This is a genomic window from Cetobacterium sp. (genome assembly GCF_051658645.1).
In the GTDB taxonomy this organism is placed as follows: Bacteria; Fusobacteriota; Fusobacteriia; order Fusobacteriales; family Fusobacteriaceae; genus Cetobacterium_A.
On sequence record NZ_JBOFMZ010000074.1, the window covers coordinates 25,817 to 43,035 of the forward strand.

Sequence of the window (17,219 nt, forward strand, 5' to 3'; positions counted from 1 at the left end):
TACTATATAAACTCTTATTTTACAAAGTACTTTTGTAAACTTTTTGTAGAAAGAGTTAAAGCAATAGATAAAACAATTAGTAAAACAGATAATGCATTAACAACAGGAGAAACTCCCAATCTAATCATAGAGTATATTCTTAATGGTAAAGTTGAAGAACCAGGTCCAGCAACAAAGAAGGTTGTAACAAAATCATCAAGAGATAAAGTTAATGATATTAAAAATCCTGAAATTATAGCTGGAGTTAACATAGGAAGTATAACCTTTTTTAAAGTTTGAAATTCATTTGCTCCTAAATCGTAAGAAGCTTCAACAATCGAGTAATCAAACTCACCCAATCTAGATAAAACAATGAATAAAACAAAAGGAATATTAAATGTTGTATGAGCTATAAAAATACTAGTAAGACCAAGTTCTAGTTTAATTGTTGCAAACATAATTAAAAGAGAAACACCTAAAATTATATCGGGAATAACTAACGGTAAAAAAGTCACTATTTTTAAATAATCTTTATGTTTAAAATTATACCAGTGTAAACCAATAGCTCCAAGAGTTCCAATTAAAGTAGAAATAGCACTAGAAACAAGACCAATAATTAAGCTATATTTAAAAGCTTTCCAAATATTATCAGAATATAAAAATAATTCTTTATACCACTTCAAAGAAAATCCTTGCCACGAACTTGATCTACCCTCGTTAAAAGAATATATAACAAGAATTAATAGAGGCAAGTAAAAGAATACCATTGATAAAATAAAAATAAATAAAGATGTTCTTCTTTTATTCATTTTCAGCCCCCTTAGATTTTTTTTCTACTCTCATAAAAATTAAAAGAGCAATAGATGTAACTAAAATGAGTACAGCGGATATAGCCGAAGCCAAAGGCCAATTTCTAGTAACAATAAGATGCTGTGCTATAACATTTCCAAGCATAGTAGCTTTAGTTCCACCAACAAGTTTAGGTATAGCATAAGATCCCATAGAAGGAATAAATGTAAAAAGAATAGCTGTAACAATTCCTGATTTTATATTAGGTAAAAAAACCTTTACAAAAGCTTGTCCATTAGATGCTCCTAAATCTCTAGCAGCTTCAACAAGTGAAAAATCAAATTTTTCAATAATAGAGTATAAAGGTAATATAGCAAATGGTAAACTTGTATAAACTGTTATTAAAATTACAGAACCAGTATTATATAAAAGGCTTAATGGTTTATCAATAATGCCAAATTTTATTAAAAAAGTATTTAAAAATCCATTAGAACCTAAAATAGAGATCCAAGCATATATTCTAATTAAAAAATTAGTCCAAAATGGAATAATTATCAAAATTAAGAGTTGTTGTTTAAATTTAGATCTAGCTATAAAATATGCTGTTGGAATAGCTAATAAAACTGTAAAAAAAGTTACTATAGCTGATATATAAGTCGTTCTAAATAATATTTTTAAAAATACAGGTTCTAAAAAGATACTAAAGTTTTTTAAAGTGAAGATCATTTGAACACCACCATAAGTACCTTTTGTTAAAAAAGCATAACTTAAAACAATAAGCATAGGAATAACAAAGAAAATAGACATCCATAGAGTTAATGGAATACTATATAAATTACCTGAAGAAATCTTTTTCAATTTATATCACCTCAACTAAGAAGCTATCATCAGCATGCCATGATATATAAGCATCTTCATTCCAGTGTATTGTATCATTGTCTTCTTCATCGAAATAAACAGCATGTTGTTTAAAAGCTTTAAATAATATATTTTTGTCTCCGTTAACCCATACGAAATACTTACTTTGGAATCCAGAGTATATAAGTTCATCAACATAAACTTTTAAAGTGTTGTGCTTGTTTGAAAGTCCAGTTGGAATTTGCTTGGAAACTCTAATTTTTTCAGGTCTAATTGAAACTCTAATTTTATCTCCAACTTTAACTTTTTTATCAAGTTCAAAAATAAGTTCGCCAACTAAATTACTCATAACTTTTCCATAAGTTTCATCAAAAATCTCAGTGACTAAACCGTCAAAGAAATTGTTTTCACCTATAAAATCTGCTACAAATGTATCAGCAGGGGCTTCATAAACTTCAGCAGGAGTTCCAACTTGTAAAACTTCTCCTTTATTCATAACAGCAATTCTATCTGAAATAGAAAGTGCTTCTTGTTGATCATGGGTAATAAAAATAAATGTTATACCAACCTCGTCATGAATGTTGTCTAATTCAATTAAAAGATTTTGTCTTAATTTCGCGTCTAATGCAGATAATGGTTCGTCAAGTAGTAAAACCCCAGGTTTGTTAATAAGGGCTCTAGCGATAGAAACTCTTTGTTGTTGTCCACCAGAAAGTTGATTTGGTTTTTTGTAAATATGATCTTTCAAATCAACAAGCTCAATGAATTTTTTTACTTCAGTATCAATTGTTTTTTCATCAAGTTTTTTTAATCTAAGTGGGAAAGCAACATTTTCATAAACTGTTAAATGAGGGAATAATGCGTATTTTTGGAAAATTGTATTTACATTTCTTTTATTTGGCACTAAATCAACTATATTCTCATCTCCTAGATAGATTGCTCCGCTATCTGGAGCTATAAATCCTGCAATCATTCTTAACAGAGTAGTCTTACCACATCCAGATGGACCCAAAATAGAAAAAAACTCTCCATCCTTAATCTCTAAGTTAATATTTTTCAAAACATCAACTCCGTCGAAACTTTTCTTGATATCGACAATTTTAATATCTGTTTTTTTCAATTTTATCCTCCTAAATATATAATAAATTTGTTCATAATAACAATATTTTACCATATTTAACGAATAAAATAAACCAGTTTATTTTATATAAAAAAAAGAACCCTAGCCTTACTAGGATTCTAATATGTTTTAGAAATGAGCAGGTTCTATGTGACCATAATCTCCACTTCTTTTTTTATAAACAATATTCATATCATTTGATTCAGAATTAGTAAAAACATAGAAATCTTTATTTAAAGCTTCTAGTTGTAATATAGCCTCTTCAACATCCATAGGTCTTGGATTAACTGTGATACTTTCAATTTTTTTTGTAGATTCAACAGTAATAGAATTTTCATTAGGTTCAAAAGTTATTTTTTTATCAATAGCTAGCATATGAGCACCATGATTGTTATCTCTCAACTTTTCTTTATGTTTTTTGATTTGTTTTGCTAACATATCAGTAACACGATCTATAGCGTTGTAAAGATCATCATCTGTATAAACCCCTTTAATAACACTACCATTTACATGAACTCTAGCATCTACCCTTTGTAAAGGTCCAGATTTAGATTTTGTAGCTGACAATGTAACATTAACAGTTAAAATATTATCAAAGAATTTTTTTAATTTAACAAAGTTCTTTTCACAATGACCTTTTATAGCCTCTGTAAGGATAAAATCTCCGTTAGTATTATAGTTTATTTTCATACAAACCACCCCTTATGGATATTAGTAACTTTCTAGTATATCTATACTACTGTTCTGAAAGAATTCCTTTTTTTAAAAATAATTTTTTATTAGATATATCAGAAAGTTCTCTTGAATGTGTTACTGTTATAATGGTTTGACGGTTTTTTTTGTTAATTTGTTTAAAAATATTAAATATTTTTTCGCTTGTTTCATTATCTAAATTTCCAGTAGGTTCATCAAGCAAGAGTATTTTAGGATCATTAATTAAAGCTCTAGCAATAGCAACTCTTTGTTTTTCTCCCCCAGAAAGCTCAGTCGGTTTATGATGAGCTCTTTCATCAACTCCAACATCTTGAAGAAGTTTTAAGGCTTTCTTTTCTATTTCATTTTTTTTAGAGAAATTTTGTGTTAAAGCTGGAATCATAACATTTTCAAGAGCTGTAAATTCAGGTAAAAGATAATGAAACTGGAAAACAAATCCAATTGTTTTATTTCTAATTAAATCAATATTAGAACTATTTACTGATATATTTTCGCCATCAATATATATTTCGCCAGATGTAGGTGAATCTAAAAGTCCAATTAAATTTAAAAGGGTAGTTTTTCCAGACCCAGATTGACCAAGAATTGATATGAAATCCCCTTCTTCAATTTTCAAATCAAGATTTTTAACGATTTCCAAAGTTTCATTCTTAGTTGAATAATTTTTACAGATATTTTTTAATTCAAGTATAATTTTATTAGTCATGTCTTAAAGCCTCCACAATTTTTAGTTTTCCAGCTCTATATGCTGGAAATATGCTTGATAAGAAAATTAAAAAAGTATTAGCACCAATGATAGTTAACATCTCTTTAATTGATAACTCTATTGGTACCTTAGTAAGATAGTAAATAGAAGATATTCCAGGCAAAGAATAAGTTTTTATATACCAAAGTAAAAACAAAGAAATAAATACTCCGAATATAATACCAACAAAACCAAGAAGAACTCCTTGAATTAAAAATATTTTTACAACAGAGCTATGAGATATTCCCATAGATCTCATTATTCCTATATACCTTATTTTTTCTCTAACCATTGTGTTTAAAATAACCCAAACAACGAATCCAGCTATAATAACAATTAAAGAAAATCCAATAATCATAACAGTTTTTTCAAGAGTAAGAGCTTTTAAAAGATTTTGATTTAAACTTCCCCATGTTCTGTTATAAAGTCCAGTTTCAGAATAAATTCTATTTGAAATTTTATCAGCATCATATGGATTTTTTAAAACTAAATCAATAGAGCTTATAGTATTATCTCTTTCAGTTATATATTGTGCAGTTTTAAGTGGTAAGAGAATCATTGAAAGATCGTAATCATAATATCCACTCTGAAATGTTGCCATAATTTGAAGTTGAAGCTCTTTATTATTAGCTGAAATAATTGTGATTGAATCTCCGATTGAAGCAGCAAGTCTATTCAAAAGTTCTTCACCAATAAGAACTCCTTTCATATTATTTAAATCAACTTTTCCTCTTTTAATTTTAGAATCTAAATTTAAAGCAGGAATAGCTTTTTCTAAATCAAGTCCATCTAATTTTACACCAGAAATATAAGTTCCTAAAATACCATTATATTTTATAAGACCTTGGGTAGAAACTTTTGGAATTACTCCTTTAACTTCAGGATATTTTTTAAAAACATTTTCCAAATTTTCAGATTCAGAAATATTTTCATTTCCTATTACAGTAATATGGCTAGATAACGATAAAATACTTTCAATCATATTTTTATTCAATCCATTAGAAATTCCAATAGAAACAGTTAAAACAATAATTCCAATAGCAATACCAACAATACCAATAAAACTTTGTTTTTTATGTTCAAAAATATGTTTTTTTGCTATAAAAAATTCAAATAACATTTAATCACCCCATATTTAGTCTATAAAAAGAGTTTTTATAAGAATCTCTTTTAGTTCATTTGTTGTAATATTAATATTCAAAGCTTTTTTTAAGTGTAACAATTTTTCATCTTTTAAATATTTTTCATCAATAAGATTATCAATATCTAACATATCAACTTCTTGTGGTGAAAGTTCATTGATAGTTTTTAAAAATAAATCCCCATAATTTTTAAATTTTTGATTACCAATTCCTCTAACTTTTAACATCTCCCAACGGTTTTTAGGTTTTGTTTCAGCTAATTCTATAAGAGTTAAATCAGAGAAGATAATATATGGTGGAACTTCTTCTTTTTGAGCAATATCTTTTCTTAATTCATTTAATTTTTCAAATAAAGGATCTTCAAAATAATCAAAAGTGATGAATTCATTGCTTTTTCTAAAAACTGTTTTTAAATTTTTTAATACTTCAAATGCTTTTGAAGTTAGTTTTAGAGTAGGAAAACTACCAGCACTTTGTTCTAAATAATTTTCTGATATAAGGTAATAAATAAACTCTTCTAATTCTACTCTTTTATAAGAAGACATAATATTAAAAGTAGAGAGTTTGAAATATTCTTTTCGCTCAATTTTACTGTCAATTTTTCCTATAAGTATATTTGTTAAAGTTGATATTCCAACACTCTCTTTTGTTCGACCAATACATGAAAAAACCTTTTGAGCATCAAGAGTAAAAGACTTAATATCTTTGAAATTTTTACAGTTACCACAGTTACCACAATAATTTTTAATTCGTTTATCTCCAAAATATTTTAAAATATATTCTCTGTAGCATCCTTCTAAAGAAGTGTATTCAATCATCCTAGATAATTTTTTCTTTTTTGTTGCTTTCAAATCTAGTGAAGAGTTTTTATTTTGTTCAATCAAAAAATCTTGAGTAGAAACATCTTCTTCAAAAAATAATAAAATAGCTTCAGAAGCAGCACCATCTCTACCAGCACGACCAGCTTCTTGATAATAGCTTTCTAAGTCTTTAGGGATATTTCTATGAATAACATATCTAACATTAGATTTATTAATACCCATTCCAAAAGCATTTGTTGCAATCATAATTTTTATATCGTCATTTAAAAATTTTTCTTGAAATTCAGAACGTTCTTTTTCATCCAATCCAGCGTGATATTTACCTACATTAGCTTTTTTTAAAAGAAGATAACTATATAAGTTATCAACTTCTTTTCTAGTAGAAGCATAAATTATTCCAGATTTTTTAGAGTTCTTCTTTATATATTCTGATATAAAAGCTTCTGGAAGAACATTTTTTTTAACTTTAAAGGTTATATTTTCACGATCAAATCCATCTACATAAATTTTAGGTTTATACAAATTAAGTTTTTGAACGATATCTTCTCTAACTTTACTTGTAGCAGTAGCTGTAAGTGCTAATATTTGTGGTCTTTGTTTTATTTTGTTCAAAAATCTAGGTATATCTAAATAACTTTTTCTGAAATCATGTCCCCATTGTGAAATGCAATGAGCTTCGTCTATAGCAAGAATAGATATAGGTATATCTTTAATAAAATTTATAAAGTTTTCGTTATTTAATCTTTCGGGTGCAATATAAAGAAGTTTCATATCTCTATTTTTAATTCTAGAAATAATATTTAAATACTCTTCTCTATTCAATGTTGAGTTTAAAAAACCTGCTCTAACTCCAACATATTTTAAAGAATCTACTTGATCTTTCATAAGAGATATAAGTGGAGATACAACAATAGTTAAATTAGGATATAAAAGAGCTGGAATTTGATAGCAAATTGATTTACCCCCACCAGTAGGAAGAACTCCTAAAATATCATTTTTAGAAATAATATAATCAAGAATAATATCTTGACCTTTTCTAAAATGGTTATATCCATAAATAGTTTTTAATAGTTCTTTTGATTTAGTTTTCATAATATCCTTTCTATACTAAAAATTAAACTTATTATAAATTTTATCATATTAAAGAAGTTTTTTATATAAATAATATTCATTTTTCTTGAAAATCATAGTATTATATACGTAATTATAAAAAAATGGAGGCAAAAATGATTATAGTAAAGTATGAAGATTTATTAAAAGAAAAAAACTACACTTTAATAGACGTAAGAACTCCAAAAGAGTTTGAAGAAGAGGGAATTCCAGGTGCAATAAATATTCCTTTGCTTTTAGATGATGAGAGAATAGAAGTAGGAACAGCATATAAAAAAGTTTCTCCTGAAAAAGCAAAAGAGTTAGGGATTGAAGCAATATCTAAAAGATTACCAGAAATTTTTAGAGAGGTTCAAAAACGTGCTAAAGGAAGAATTGTTTTTTATTGTGCTCGTGGTGGAATGAGAAGTGGATCAATGTCTGCACTTTTTTGTGCTTTGGGATACACAACTTGGAAATTAGATGGAGGATATCGAGCTTATAGACAGTATATATTACAAAGTACACCTACTTATAATAAGAATGTAAAATATTTTATTCTTCATGGTAAAACAGGAATAGGAAAAACAAAAATATTGAATGCTTTAGAAGAAAAAGGGTATTCAGTTTTAGATTTGGAGAAAATGGCAGATCATAAAGGTTCTTTTTTTGGTGGAGTTTGTGAATCTAGAGAGCAAAGTCAAAAAAGATTTGATTCTTTAATTTTCGATTTTTTATATAAAAATAAACCTGATTATGTAATAGCTGAAAGTGAAAGTAAAAGAATAGGAAATGTTTATGTACATGAAGATATTTTCAAATCTTTAGGAGAGGGGATTCATATTGGATTAGAAACAACAATAAAAAATAGAATAAGTGTTATAAATGAAGACTATGCAGGAGCTACAGCAGAAGAGCTACAACAATGTTTAGATAAAGTTAAAAGATATGTGCCAAAAGAAATTTATGAAGAATATTCACAGCTTTTAAAAAATAATGAAATAGATAAACTATCAGAAGAATTAATGGTAAATTATTATGATCCACTTTATCAAAAAAGTATTGATAAATACAGTTATGATTCAGAAATTAGCTACGAAACTTTAGAGGAAGGTATAGAGAAAGTGGTGGGATATCTAAATGAAAAAGGTATTTTTGGAAAAGAGGTTACTATATAAAGTTTTAATTGTATTATCATCATTTGGATTAGGAGTTTTAATATATCTATTGTTCAGAAGTAGAAAATTATTTTATTATCAGTTTATAGAGATGTTAAATTTAGATCCATATCTAATTGAAGTTAGAAAAATAGTTTGGGTATATAGAAAACATATTCCAAATTGGGTTATATACTCGTTACCTGATGGACTATGGATATTTTCGATGGGAGTATCTATTTTACACAATAGATATTATTATAAAAGAGCTCAGAACATATTCAATATAGTACTTTCTTCTATAATAGCAACAGAAGTTATTCAAAGCCTTTATGGAGGTCATGGTACGTTTGTAGGTACGTTTGATATAGCAGATGTTATCTGTTATATTATAGGATACCTATTATCATCTTTACTCGGTTACTTTAATTGGAAAAAAAATTATAAAAATAAAGAAATTTTAAAGAAAAATGAAATTTTAAAAAAAGAGAGAAAAAAAATCCTAATTATTATAGTAATATTTACAATATTAGGATTTCTACCAGCTCTTATTAAATAATTATCTTAAAGTGATAATATTATCTTCTAAAGATTCAATAATAGCAAGGGACTCTAAATGGATTCCTTGCTTTTTTAATATACTACTACCTGGCTGGAATCCTTTTTCAATAACTATTCCAACACCTGCAAGGTTAGCTCCAGCTTGTTCAACAATACTTTTTAAACCAATAATAGCATTTCCCATAGCTAAAAAATCATCTACAACAAGAATATTATCTTCAGGAGATAAAAATTCTTTAGAAACCGTAATATTATAATCTGTTTTTTTAGTAAAAGAATGTACGTTTGCATTATATGCCTCTCCCATAGTAGATGGTTTTTTCTTTTTAGCAAAAACCATAGGAACTTTAAAAGCATATGCAGCAGCAATAGCAATAGCAATTCCAGAAGCTTCAATAGTAAGAATTTTATTAATATTTTTACCTTCAAAACGTTTTTTAAATTCTTCTCCAATCTCTATCATTAATATAGGATCGATTTGATGATTGATAAAGCTATCTACTTTAAGGATAGAACTATCAGTTACAGATCCGTATTTTTCAATGTATTCTTCTAATAATTTCATATTTGTTCCTCCAATATTTTTAATTTATGTAAATCATCTCTTGTATCTATATCAAAAAACTCATTTGAGTTTTTAAAACGATATTTTATAAAACTATTTTTTTTAAGGATATCTTTTCCTCCGTTATCACCTTTTAAAGTTACTAATTCGTTAAAATAAGTGTTTGGGAAAAGTATAGGGGCTCTTTTTTCACCATTGACAAAAGGAGCTATAATATTATTATTATATTGAAATTTATATATGATTTTTAAAATTGTATTTGCTTTTAAAAAAGGCATATCTCCTGGAATAAATAAATAACCGTTAAATGAAGCATTTAAAGTGCCTAAAACAACAGAATAGCTTTGTCCAATTTCAGGCTTATCATTAAAAATAAATTTAAAATTATAAGAATGAGACAAATTACTATGAAAACAATTTTTTCCAACTAGTATTTTTTCTTTAAAACTTATATTTGAAATATTTTTAAGAGTTACCTCAAGAATACTTTTTTGTTTAGTTATTTTGAATTCTAATTTATCTCCTGAGAATCTTTTAGAAAATCCAGCAGCTAAGACAATAGGAGTCACATTTTTAAATTTTATAAAACTACTATTAAAAACAGAACCGAAATAGATATTGTTGAAGAATTCTACTTTATTTACAATATTAAAAAAATCTTTAAAAAGTTGGAAAGATTCAATTTTATTAAAAAATAGTATTTTTTCACTTTGAGTAGTTTTAAAAAATCTATTGTGATTAATATAATTTATATAATCAATTTTTTGAATAATTTTGTTGGAATTAAAATATTGTTTTTGAAAGATTTCCAATCTGTGTATTGAGTTTTCATTTTTTTCTTTATTTAAGGCTGTAATGTCAACTACAGCAATAGTTTTAGTTGTGATTGGAGGAATGCTTGGTTCATCATCTCTCCATCCTTTCAAAGGCTTATTAGCGCTTCCATCAGCTTCAATTAAAACATAGTCAAAATAACATTTCAATAAATTTAAATCTTCAAAACTAGCACTAAGAATCTTGTTGTGCTCAATTTTTGGACAAAAAATATGTATAAAATTATCCTGAGGAGATATATTCAAAATCTCCTCAGGATATATGAAAATAAAACTATTATTTTCTTTAATATTAGGTTTGAAGATTTTAGTTGTAGTAGCTATTAAGACAGTTCCTTTTTTCTTTAAATGATTTGCTAAAAAAAACATTAAGGAAGTTTTTCCACCAGCTCCAGTAATAGAGATAATATCACCTTTTTTTATATTAAAAATTTCTGCCATAAATACCTCCAATAATGTTAAATACTAAAAATTCCAGTGAGAATTTTTTCAGAAGTAGCAGGAAGAGATCTAATTCTAACTTTAGTAGCATTATAAATAGCATCAATAATAGCAGGAGCAGGAGTATTTATAACAACTTCACCAATTGATTTAGCTCCAAAAGGGCCAGTTTTTTCATAAGAATCAGAAAATTCAACTCTTATATTTTTGCAGTCTAATCTTGAAGGAATTTTATACTGCATTAAAGAATCAGTCATAACTTTTCCTTTTTTATCATATTTAATATCTTCAAAAAGAGCAAGTCCAATGCCTTGGGAAGTTCCACCCTCAACTTGAACTCTAGCTAAATTAGGATTTATTGTAGTTCCACAGTCAACAACTGACAAAAAATCAAGGACCTCAACTTCACCAGTAAGGGTATCTATTTCAACTTCAGCAAATCCAGCTATAAATGGTGGTGGAGAAGTTGCCCCACCCCAAGTTCCAGTCGTTGTGATTTGATTCATACCTTCAAAAGAGATAGAACGTTGAGCAAACTCTTCTAAAGAAATTACTTTATCAGCAATTTTCAAACAATTTTCTAAGTATTGAATATCTTCAATTCTAGTATTAAAAAGTTTTGAAGCACCTTTTATAATTTCTTCTCTCATTTTATTTGCCGCAATGATAACAGCATTTCCAGTTACATATGTTCCACTTGATGCATAAGCTCCAGGATCATAAGGAGACAAATCAGTATCAGCTGAGTGAATACAGACTTTATTCATAGGAACTTTTAAAACTTCAGCAGCCATCTGAGTCAGAACAGTGTCACATCCTTGTCCCATATCAGTAACACCAATCATAAGTGTAAAATCGCCACTATCTCCAAGTTTTATAGTTGCAGCAGCAGTATCAATACCACCAATTCCAGATCCTTGCATTGTAACAGCCATTCCAGCAGCTCTAACTTTGTTAGGAGATATTTGTCGAGCAATAAATTTTTTATTCCAATTGAATTTATCTTTTCCAATTTCGATACATTTTTTAATATCTCCACTAGTAATATAGTTGTCATCAGAAGGTTGGACAAGGTTTTTCATTCTAATTTCCGTCGGATCTATATTGAGCTTGTGAGCTAATTCATTAATTATAGATTCTACAGCAAAAGTCCCTTGGGTAGCACCATAACCTCTAAAAGCACCAGCATTCATTGTATTTGAATAAACTATATTCGCATTAAATCTCATTGGAACCATATCATAAAGTGGAAAAGTCTTATATGAAACTAATGAAGTAACTGTTGGTGCGTGTTCTCCATAAGCACCAGCATTTGAAAGAACTTTAATATCGATAGCTTTAATATTTCCTTCTAAATCAGAACCAATTTTGAGATCTAATTTCATAGCATGTCTTGTAGTTGTACAAGTATGAGTTTCTTTTCTATTATATATAATTTTAGATGGTTTATTGGTTTTTAATGTTACGAAAGCTGAATATATTTCACAAACTGCAGTTTGTTTACCACCGAATCCCCCACCAACTCTAGGTTTGATAACTCTGATTTTATTACTGGGAATTTCTAAAGCTCGAGCAAGATGCCTTTTAACATGAAAAGGTATTTGAGTAGAAGAAACAGTAGTAAGTCTTCCATTAACATCGAAATAGCTATATGATCTATACGTTTCCATCATAGCATGCATTTGAGGTTGAGTGTAATAAGTTCTTTCAAGTATAATATCACTATTTAAGAAACCTTCATCAACACCAGGTTTTTCAGCATAAGCTTTAGAGGCAATATTTCTTTCTCTTTCATAACCAATTTCAAAATTAGTATGAACTTCTTCAGGATGAACTATTATATGAGAATCAATAGATTTCTCAAAATCTAAAATAGGTTCTAATATTTCATATTGAACTTTAATTAAGTTAATTGCTTTTTGGGCAGATTTTTCATCTTCTGCAGCGATAATAGCAACAGGATCACCAACATACCTTACATATTCATCTAAAATCCTTCTGTCATAAGGAGATGGCTCAGGAAAACTCTGGCCAGCTAATGTAAATCTAGTTTTAGGAGTATCTTCATGAGTAAAAATAGCTTCAACACCTGGTACTTTTAAAGCTATAGATGTATCAATAGTTTTAATTTTTGCAAAAGGATGTGGAGACCTAAGGAGTTTAATAGTCAAAACGTTATTATTTAGAATAAGGTCTTCAGTGTAAGCGGGATTTCCAGTAACAACCCCGATACCATCAACTTTTCTAACAGAGGTATTAACTATTTTCATTTTTCATCTCCTTCATGAAGTTTTTAATAGCTCTAAGCTGTGATACATAACCACTACATCTACAAAGATTACCATTTAGATAATGGATTATTTCATCATCAGTAGGGTTTTTTAATTCATTATTCATAGCAATTACAGTTAAAGTAAATCCAGGAGAACAGAAACCACATTGTTCAGCACCTTCAGCAGTCATAAATGAAGCAAATTTTTTAGCTTCTACAGAAAAAGCTTCAATTGTAGAAATTTGCTTTCCTTCAGCTCTAGCTGCAAGAGTGCTGCAAGAAAGAATAGGAGAACCATTTAAAAGAACAGTACAAAGCCCACAAGCACCAGTATCGCAACCTCTTTTAACGCTTAGATATCCTTCTTTTCTTAAAACATCTAGTAGATAATCATCATCTTTAATTAGAATCTGTTTTTTTCTACCATTTATAGTAGTAGTTAATAGCATTATTTTGTAACCTCCTGAATTCCCTTTTTAAGTAAAGCTTTTAAGAGAAGTTCTCTATAAGATTTTGAGCCTCTCATATTTGTGTCTAAAGGAATTTCTTCAACAATACACTTCATAGCTTCAAAGAGTTTATTTTCGAAATCGCCACTCTTGTTTAAGATAGTTGCAGTTTTTTTTGCAAGCATAGCTTTTCCAGGTCTAGAACCAATAGCAATAGTAAAGTTATTATCAATATTAGAAACAGCTAAATTTATAATAGAGTAATCAGATTTACTTTTTCTAACAGTTTGAAATGATATTTTAGATAATTTTTTAGGAATTAAAACCTCTATTAAGATATCTTTTCTAAAGGTGTTTTCTTTTAAAAAATCTTCTAAAGATAAAATTCCACCATTAAAAAATTTCACCTTGCTTTTTAAAGCTAATAAAACAGGAATTAAATCAGAAAATCCATATTTACTAAAAACTGTTGCTCCAACAGTAACATTACTTCTAAATTGAACTCCAATAATATCTTTTAAAGCCATATTAAAAACTTCTTTAAAATATTTTTTTAGAAGTGAATTTGTTTCCAAAGCTCTAAAAGTAGTCATAGCTCCAATTGAAATAAATTCATCATTTTCTAGAATGCAGTTTAAATTTAAGTTTGATAAGTCAATAGCAGTATTCCAAGATGTATTTCCCATTCTTAAATAAGAAGTACCCCCAAGCACAATATTTTTTTTGTTTTTTAAAAGTTCTAAATATGCTTCTTCAATAGAAGATGCTAGAAAAAATTTTGAAAAAGAAAACAAGTTAAAACCTCCAGTTCAATCTAATTTTTATGCAACGTTTTTAGTAACAGAAATATCTTCAGTTACAGCTATTTTAACTTCTTCGTCTAAAGGTAAAATAAGATTTAATAAAACAGCAATCGTACCTGAAACAACGATTCCAGAGCCGCCAAAGATAAGTTTTACACTTTCAGGGAATATAGCAAGAGCTTCTGGAACATTCCCAAGTCCATATCCAAGTCCTAAAGATACAGCTAAAATAACAGAATTTCTACCTTTTAAAGGATCTTTTGTAATAAGATTAATTCCGCTAATAGATATCATAGCAAATACCATAACTAAACTTCCGCCAATTACACTTGCAGGTATGATTGTGAAAAGAGCACCAATTTTAGGGATAAAAGCTCCAATAACTAAGAACATTGCACCTGTAGCAACTACGAATCTGCTCATAATACCAGTCATGGCAATAATACCAGTGTTTTGACTGAAAGAGGTTGTAGGTAAAACAGAGAACATTGCAGCTAAAGCACTTCCAAGTCCATCAGCAAGAATACCACCAGATAATTCTTTGTCAGTAGTTTCTCTTCCTGCACCACCCATAGTAACACCAGACATATCTCCAACAGTTTCAACAGCAGAAACAATAAACATTAATATCATAGCTAAGATAGCATCAAAATGAAAAGCAAAACCAAACATGAATGGTTTTGGAATTGTTAAATAGTCTGCACTAAGAAGTGGTTGTAAATTAACTTTTCCAAGAATTAAAGCCACAATAAATCCAACAATAGTTCCAATAAAAATTGAACCAGTACTTAAGATTCCTTTTGTAAATTGTTTGAAGAAAACTACAGTCATAAGAACAATACTTCCAATTGCTAAGTTCTCAAGAGAACCAAAATCAGTAGCACCAACTCCGCCTGCAAAACTTTTAATTCCAACTGGTAAAAGAGAAAGTCCAATAGAAAGAACAACAACTCCTGTTACAATAGGCGGGAAAAATTTTCTGACTCTTTTAATAACTAATCCTAAAAGACCTTCAAATAATCCACCGATTAAAGCAGCACCTAAAACTCCTTCAAATCCATATCTTGTTCCTATTGAAATAGCGACTGGAACAAATGCAAAACTTGTACCCACAACAATTGGTAATTTTGCTCCAATTGGTCCAAGAGTGTAAGCTTGAACTAAAGTGTTTAAACCAGCAACAAACATAGAAGCTTGAATAAGTAATGTTTTTTGTTCTGATGAAATACCTAAAACTCCAGCTACTATTATAATAGGTGTAATGTTACTAACAAACATAGCCAAAATATGCTGTAATCCTAAGGGTAAAGCTGTTTTTAATTCGGGAACTCCGTCTAAGTGGTAAGGTGATTTGTTTTTGTTCATTTGTAATCCTCCTAAAATTCTTTTTTGAATTTTACTCAATATATAGTTGGATTAAACTATATTAAATAGAAAATAAAAAAAGACTATCTTTTTTCATCTTCTACAAGTGAAAAATAGATAATCTAAAATAGATAGATTAAGATTCTATTTAATTCACTCATAGTGGTTAATTTAAGGTTAACCGTAGAAACTTCCGACCGTATTACGGATATATATGAGTAATTCTTTTATTTGACCTTAATCTGTACTAAAAAAATATTTTTCAAATTATTTTAGTGAAATTAAGAACGTTTATTTAGAAAGATAGTATCATAATTTCATTAACATTTCAATATTTTTTTAATATGAATAAAAAAGCCTCACAATTAAGTGAGGCTAAAAATTTCAAATTGGCGGAAACGTATAGGAATCGAACCTATCAGCGATTTGACTCGCCAGGACAGTTTTGAAGACTGCTGAGAACACCAGTAACTCAACCGCTTCCAATTTATATATTTATTATACCATAAATAATTAAAAAAGAAAAGCAGAAAATTTCTTTTTAAAGCCTATTTTTTCACAAAGATAAATATCATATATATCCTCTTTAATATTATTTTCTTTTAAAAGTTGTATAACTTTTTTAATATCATTTATTTCAGTTTTTATAGCAAATCCACAGCTTGATTTAAGTTCTCCTGGTAAAGGTATTATTTGAACTAAAATTCCATTTTCAAATAAAAACTTTTCAATCTTCATTACAAGGTGAGTTGAATCAATTGTAATTACTAAAAATTTTTGTGTATTCATTATGGTTTTATCACCTTTAAAGCTTTCATTTGTTTATCAATAATATTATACATGTTAGTTATAGTACCAGTTCCTAAAGTTGCTTCTAAATTATAGAAATTAATACAAGCACCACAAGATAAAATTTCTACGCCCCTATCTTCTAAAGATTTTAAGTAACTTATAGTATTTTGATTTTCAGCAGTTAAAAAGACACCTCTATTATAAAAAATTATAGATTTAGGAATATCTTCCATTTCTGTAAGCGTGTATATAAAACCTTGCATTAAAGTATTTCCAAGGGCAGAATCACCTTCTCCCATTTTGTCCGAATCAATTACAATAACAGTATTTTTATCATTTTTCACATCAAGGTTTAATGTTGCTAATTCATTTTTTATTATTTCAATATAAAATATATCTCCATCATTTTTTGTATTGAAAAAATATCCCATCTCTTTAGAGAATTTTTCTATATTTTCTTTAGAAATTTTATTATCTACAGTTACTTCAATAGAACCTTCAACTAAGGACTTTAAAGCATTTTTAGTCAAAATAACAGGCATAGGACAAGTTAGTCCAATAGCATTAACTTTAATCATATTTTTTTCTCCTTTAATTAATTTCAATTATATCTAATTATACAATATTTATTATATAAATAATACTCTAAAATTTAGAACTTTATTAAACAAAATAATTGATTTTTATTAATAAAGGTGTTATTATAGAATCTATTTTTAAATAT

The 17,219-nt window shown here is 27.9% G+C and carries 17 protein-coding genes, 1 tRNA gene and 1 riboswitch; of the genes, 2 read left to right on the plus strand and 16 right to left on the minus strand.

Annotation, left to right across the window (positions count from 1 at the left end):
• Positions 1-14 precede the first annotated feature (14 nt).
• From ACRCZX_RS09585 to recQ, 7 genes are all read right to left on the minus strand, one after another.
• Positions 15-788 (minus strand): ABC transporter permease, encoded by a 774-nt coding sequence (locus ACRCZX_RS09585; protein ID WP_438582701.1) that lies wholly within the window; start codon positions 786-788, stop codon positions 15-17.
• Entirely contained in the window at positions 781-1,626 is an 846-nt protein-coding gene (locus ACRCZX_RS09590; protein ID WP_438582702.1) for an ABC transporter permease, read from the minus strand. Before ACRCZX_RS09590 ends, ACRCZX_RS09585 begins: the two co-directional genes overlap by 8 nt.
• A 1-nt stretch (position 1,627) precedes the next feature.
• Positions 1,628-2,746 (minus strand): ABC transporter ATP-binding protein, encoded by a 1,119-nt coding sequence (locus ACRCZX_RS09595; RefSeq protein WP_438582703.1) that lies wholly within the window; start codon positions 2,744-2,746, stop codon positions 1,628-1,630.
• 129 nt (positions 2,747-2,875) lie between these two features.
• Positions 2,876-3,436 carry a ribosome hibernation-promoting factor, HPF/YfiA family gene (gene hpf / locus ACRCZX_RS09600; protein WP_438582704.1) on the minus strand — a complete coding sequence of 187 codons (561 nt, stop codon included), beginning with the start codon at positions 3,434-3,436 and terminating at the stop codon, positions 2,876-2,878.
• A gap of 46 nt (positions 3,437-3,482) precedes the next feature.
• The gene (locus tag ACRCZX_RS09605; RefSeq protein ID WP_438582705.1) at positions 3,483-4,166 is read right to left on the minus strand and encodes an ABC transporter ATP-binding protein; all 684 of its coding nucleotides are present in this window, start codon (positions 4,164-4,166) and stop codon (positions 3,483-3,485) included.
• Positions 4,159-5,325, minus strand: a complete 1,167-nt coding sequence (locus ACRCZX_RS09610) for an ABC transporter permease (protein ID WP_438582706.1) — start codon at positions 5,323-5,325, stop codon at positions 4,159-4,161. Before ACRCZX_RS09610 ends, ACRCZX_RS09605 begins: the two co-directional genes overlap by 8 nt.
• Positions 5,326-5,340: 15 nt before the next feature.
• Positions 5,341-7,260, minus strand: a complete 1,920-nt coding sequence (gene recQ, locus ACRCZX_RS09615; RefSeq protein ID WP_438582707.1) for a DNA helicase RecQ — start codon at positions 7,258-7,260, stop codon at positions 5,341-5,343.
• 134 nt (positions 7,261-7,394) lie between these two features.
• Between recQ and mnmH the strand changes: the two genes are divergently transcribed.
• Positions 7,395-8,435, plus strand: coding sequence for a tRNA 2-selenouridine(34) synthase MnmH (gene mnmH, locus ACRCZX_RS09620; protein WP_438582708.1), 1,041 nt, complete (start codon positions 7,395-7,397; stop codon positions 8,433-8,435).
• Positions 8,398-8,973 carry a hypothetical protein gene (locus ACRCZX_RS09625; protein ID WP_438582709.1) on the plus strand — a complete coding sequence of 192 codons (576 nt, stop codon included), beginning with the start codon at positions 8,398-8,400 and terminating at the stop codon, positions 8,971-8,973. The genes mnmH and ACRCZX_RS09625 overlap by 38 nt, the downstream gene beginning before the upstream one ends.
• On the opposite strand, the gene ACRCZX_RS09630 is transcribed toward ACRCZX_RS09625, so the two are convergent.
• The 9 genes from ACRCZX_RS09630 to yedF all read right to left on the minus strand — a co-directional run bounded on the left by ACRCZX_RS09630 (position 8,974) and on the right by yedF (position 17,073).
• Complete coding sequence (locus ACRCZX_RS09630; protein WP_438582710.1) at positions 8,974-9,540, minus strand: xanthine phosphoribosyltransferase; 567 nt, start codon at positions 9,538-9,540, stop codon at positions 8,974-8,976. It lies immediately after the preceding gene.
• Positions 9,537-10,814: a selenium cofactor biosynthesis protein YqeC gene (gene yqeC / locus ACRCZX_RS09635; protein WP_438582711.1), complete on the minus strand. Its 1,278-nt coding sequence runs from the start codon at positions 10,812-10,814 to the stop codon at positions 9,537-9,539. Before yqeC ends, ACRCZX_RS09630 begins: the two co-directional genes overlap by 4 nt.
• Positions 10,815-10,831: 17 nt before the next feature.
• Positions 10,832-13,084, minus strand: a complete 2,253-nt coding sequence (locus tag ACRCZX_RS09640; protein WP_438582712.1) for a xanthine dehydrogenase family protein molybdopterin-binding subunit — start codon at positions 13,082-13,084, stop codon at positions 10,832-10,834.
• Positions 13,071-13,535, minus strand: coding sequence for a (2Fe-2S)-binding protein (locus tag ACRCZX_RS09645; RefSeq protein WP_438582713.1), 465 nt, complete (start codon positions 13,533-13,535; stop codon positions 13,071-13,073). The genes ACRCZX_RS09640 and ACRCZX_RS09645 overlap by 14 nt, the downstream gene beginning before the upstream one ends.
• Positions 13,535-14,329, minus strand: a complete 795-nt coding sequence (locus ACRCZX_RS09650; RefSeq protein WP_438582714.1) for an FAD binding domain-containing protein — start codon at positions 14,327-14,329, stop codon at positions 13,535-13,537. The genes ACRCZX_RS09645 and ACRCZX_RS09650 overlap by 1 nt, the downstream gene beginning before the upstream one ends.
• A 27-nt stretch (positions 14,330-14,356) precedes the next feature.
• Complete coding sequence (locus tag ACRCZX_RS09655; protein ID WP_438582715.1) at positions 14,357-15,703, minus strand: uracil-xanthine permease family protein; 1,347 nt, start codon at positions 15,701-15,703, stop codon at positions 14,357-14,359.
• Between the two features lie 140 nt (positions 15,704-15,843).
• A riboswitch (purine riboswitch) is annotated at positions 15,844-15,941 on the minus strand.
• A gap of 152 nt (positions 15,942-16,093) precedes the next feature.
• Positions 16,094-16,187, minus strand: a tRNA-Sec gene (locus ACRCZX_RS09660).
• A gap of 29 nt (positions 16,188-16,216) precedes the next feature.
• Positions 16,217-16,492 carry a DUF3343 domain-containing protein gene (locus ACRCZX_RS09665; RefSeq protein ID WP_438582716.1) on the minus strand — a complete coding sequence of 92 codons (276 nt, stop codon included), beginning with the start codon at positions 16,490-16,492 and terminating at the stop codon, positions 16,217-16,219.
• Positions 16,492-17,073 carry a sulfurtransferase-like selenium metabolism protein YedF gene (gene yedF / locus ACRCZX_RS09670; RefSeq protein ID WP_438582717.1) on the minus strand — a complete coding sequence of 194 codons (582 nt, stop codon included), beginning with the start codon at positions 17,071-17,073 and terminating at the stop codon, positions 16,492-16,494. The genes ACRCZX_RS09665 and yedF overlap by 1 nt, the downstream gene beginning before the upstream one ends.
• Positions 17,074-17,219 lie beyond the last annotated feature (146 nt).

Excerpts from the sequence above, each read along its gene's own strand:
- ACRCZX_RS09655 (WP_438582715.1), bottom strand. The coding sequence starts at position 15,703 with ATGAACAAAAACAAATCACCTTACCACTTAGACGGAGTTCCCGAATTA.
- ACRCZX_RS09665 (WP_438582716.1), bottom strand. The coding sequence starts at position 16,492 with ATGAATACACAAAAATTTTTAGTAATTACAATTGATTCAACTCACCTT.
- ACRCZX_RS09605 (WP_438582705.1), bottom strand. The coding sequence starts at position 4,166 with ATGACTAATAAAATTATACTTGAATTAAAAAATATCTGTAAAAATTAT.
- ACRCZX_RS09645 (WP_438582713.1), bottom strand. The coding sequence starts at position 13,535 with ATGCTATTAACTACTACTATAAATGGTAGAAAAAAACAGATTCTAATT.
- mnmH (WP_438582708.1), top strand. The coding sequence starts at position 7,395 with ATGATTATAGTAAAGTATGAAGATTTATTAAAAGAAAAAAACTACACT.
- yqeC (WP_438582711.1), bottom strand. The coding sequence starts at position 10,814 with ATGGCAGAAATTTTTAATATAAAAAAAGGTGATATTATCTCTATTACT.
- hpf (WP_438582704.1), bottom strand. The coding sequence starts at position 3,436 with ATGAAAATAAACTATAATACTAACGGAGATTTTATCCTTACAGAGGCT.
- ACRCZX_RS09630 (WP_438582710.1), bottom strand. The coding sequence starts at position 9,540 with ATGAAATTATTAGAAGAATACATTGAAAAATACGGATCTGTAACTGAT.
- yedF (WP_438582717.1), bottom strand. The coding sequence starts at position 17,073 with ATGATTAAAGTTAATGCTATTGGACTAACTTGTCCTATGCCTGTTATT.
- ACRCZX_RS09625 (WP_438582709.1), top strand. The coding sequence starts at position 8,398 with ATGAAAAAGGTATTTTTGGAAAAGAGGTTACTATATAAAGTTTTAATT.
- ACRCZX_RS09585 (WP_438582701.1), bottom strand. The coding sequence starts at position 788 with ATGAATAAAAGAAGAACATCTTTATTTATTTTTATTTTATCAATGGTA.
- recQ (WP_438582707.1), bottom strand. The coding sequence starts at position 7,260 with ATGAAAACTAAATCAAAAGAACTATTAAAAACTATTTATGGATATAAC.
- ACRCZX_RS09640 (WP_438582712.1), bottom strand. The coding sequence starts at position 13,084 with ATGAAAATAGTTAATACCTCTGTTAGAAAAGTTGATGGTATCGGGGTT.
- ACRCZX_RS09610 (WP_438582706.1), bottom strand. The coding sequence starts at position 5,325 with ATGTTATTTGAATTTTTTATAGCAAAAAAACATATTTTTGAACATAAA.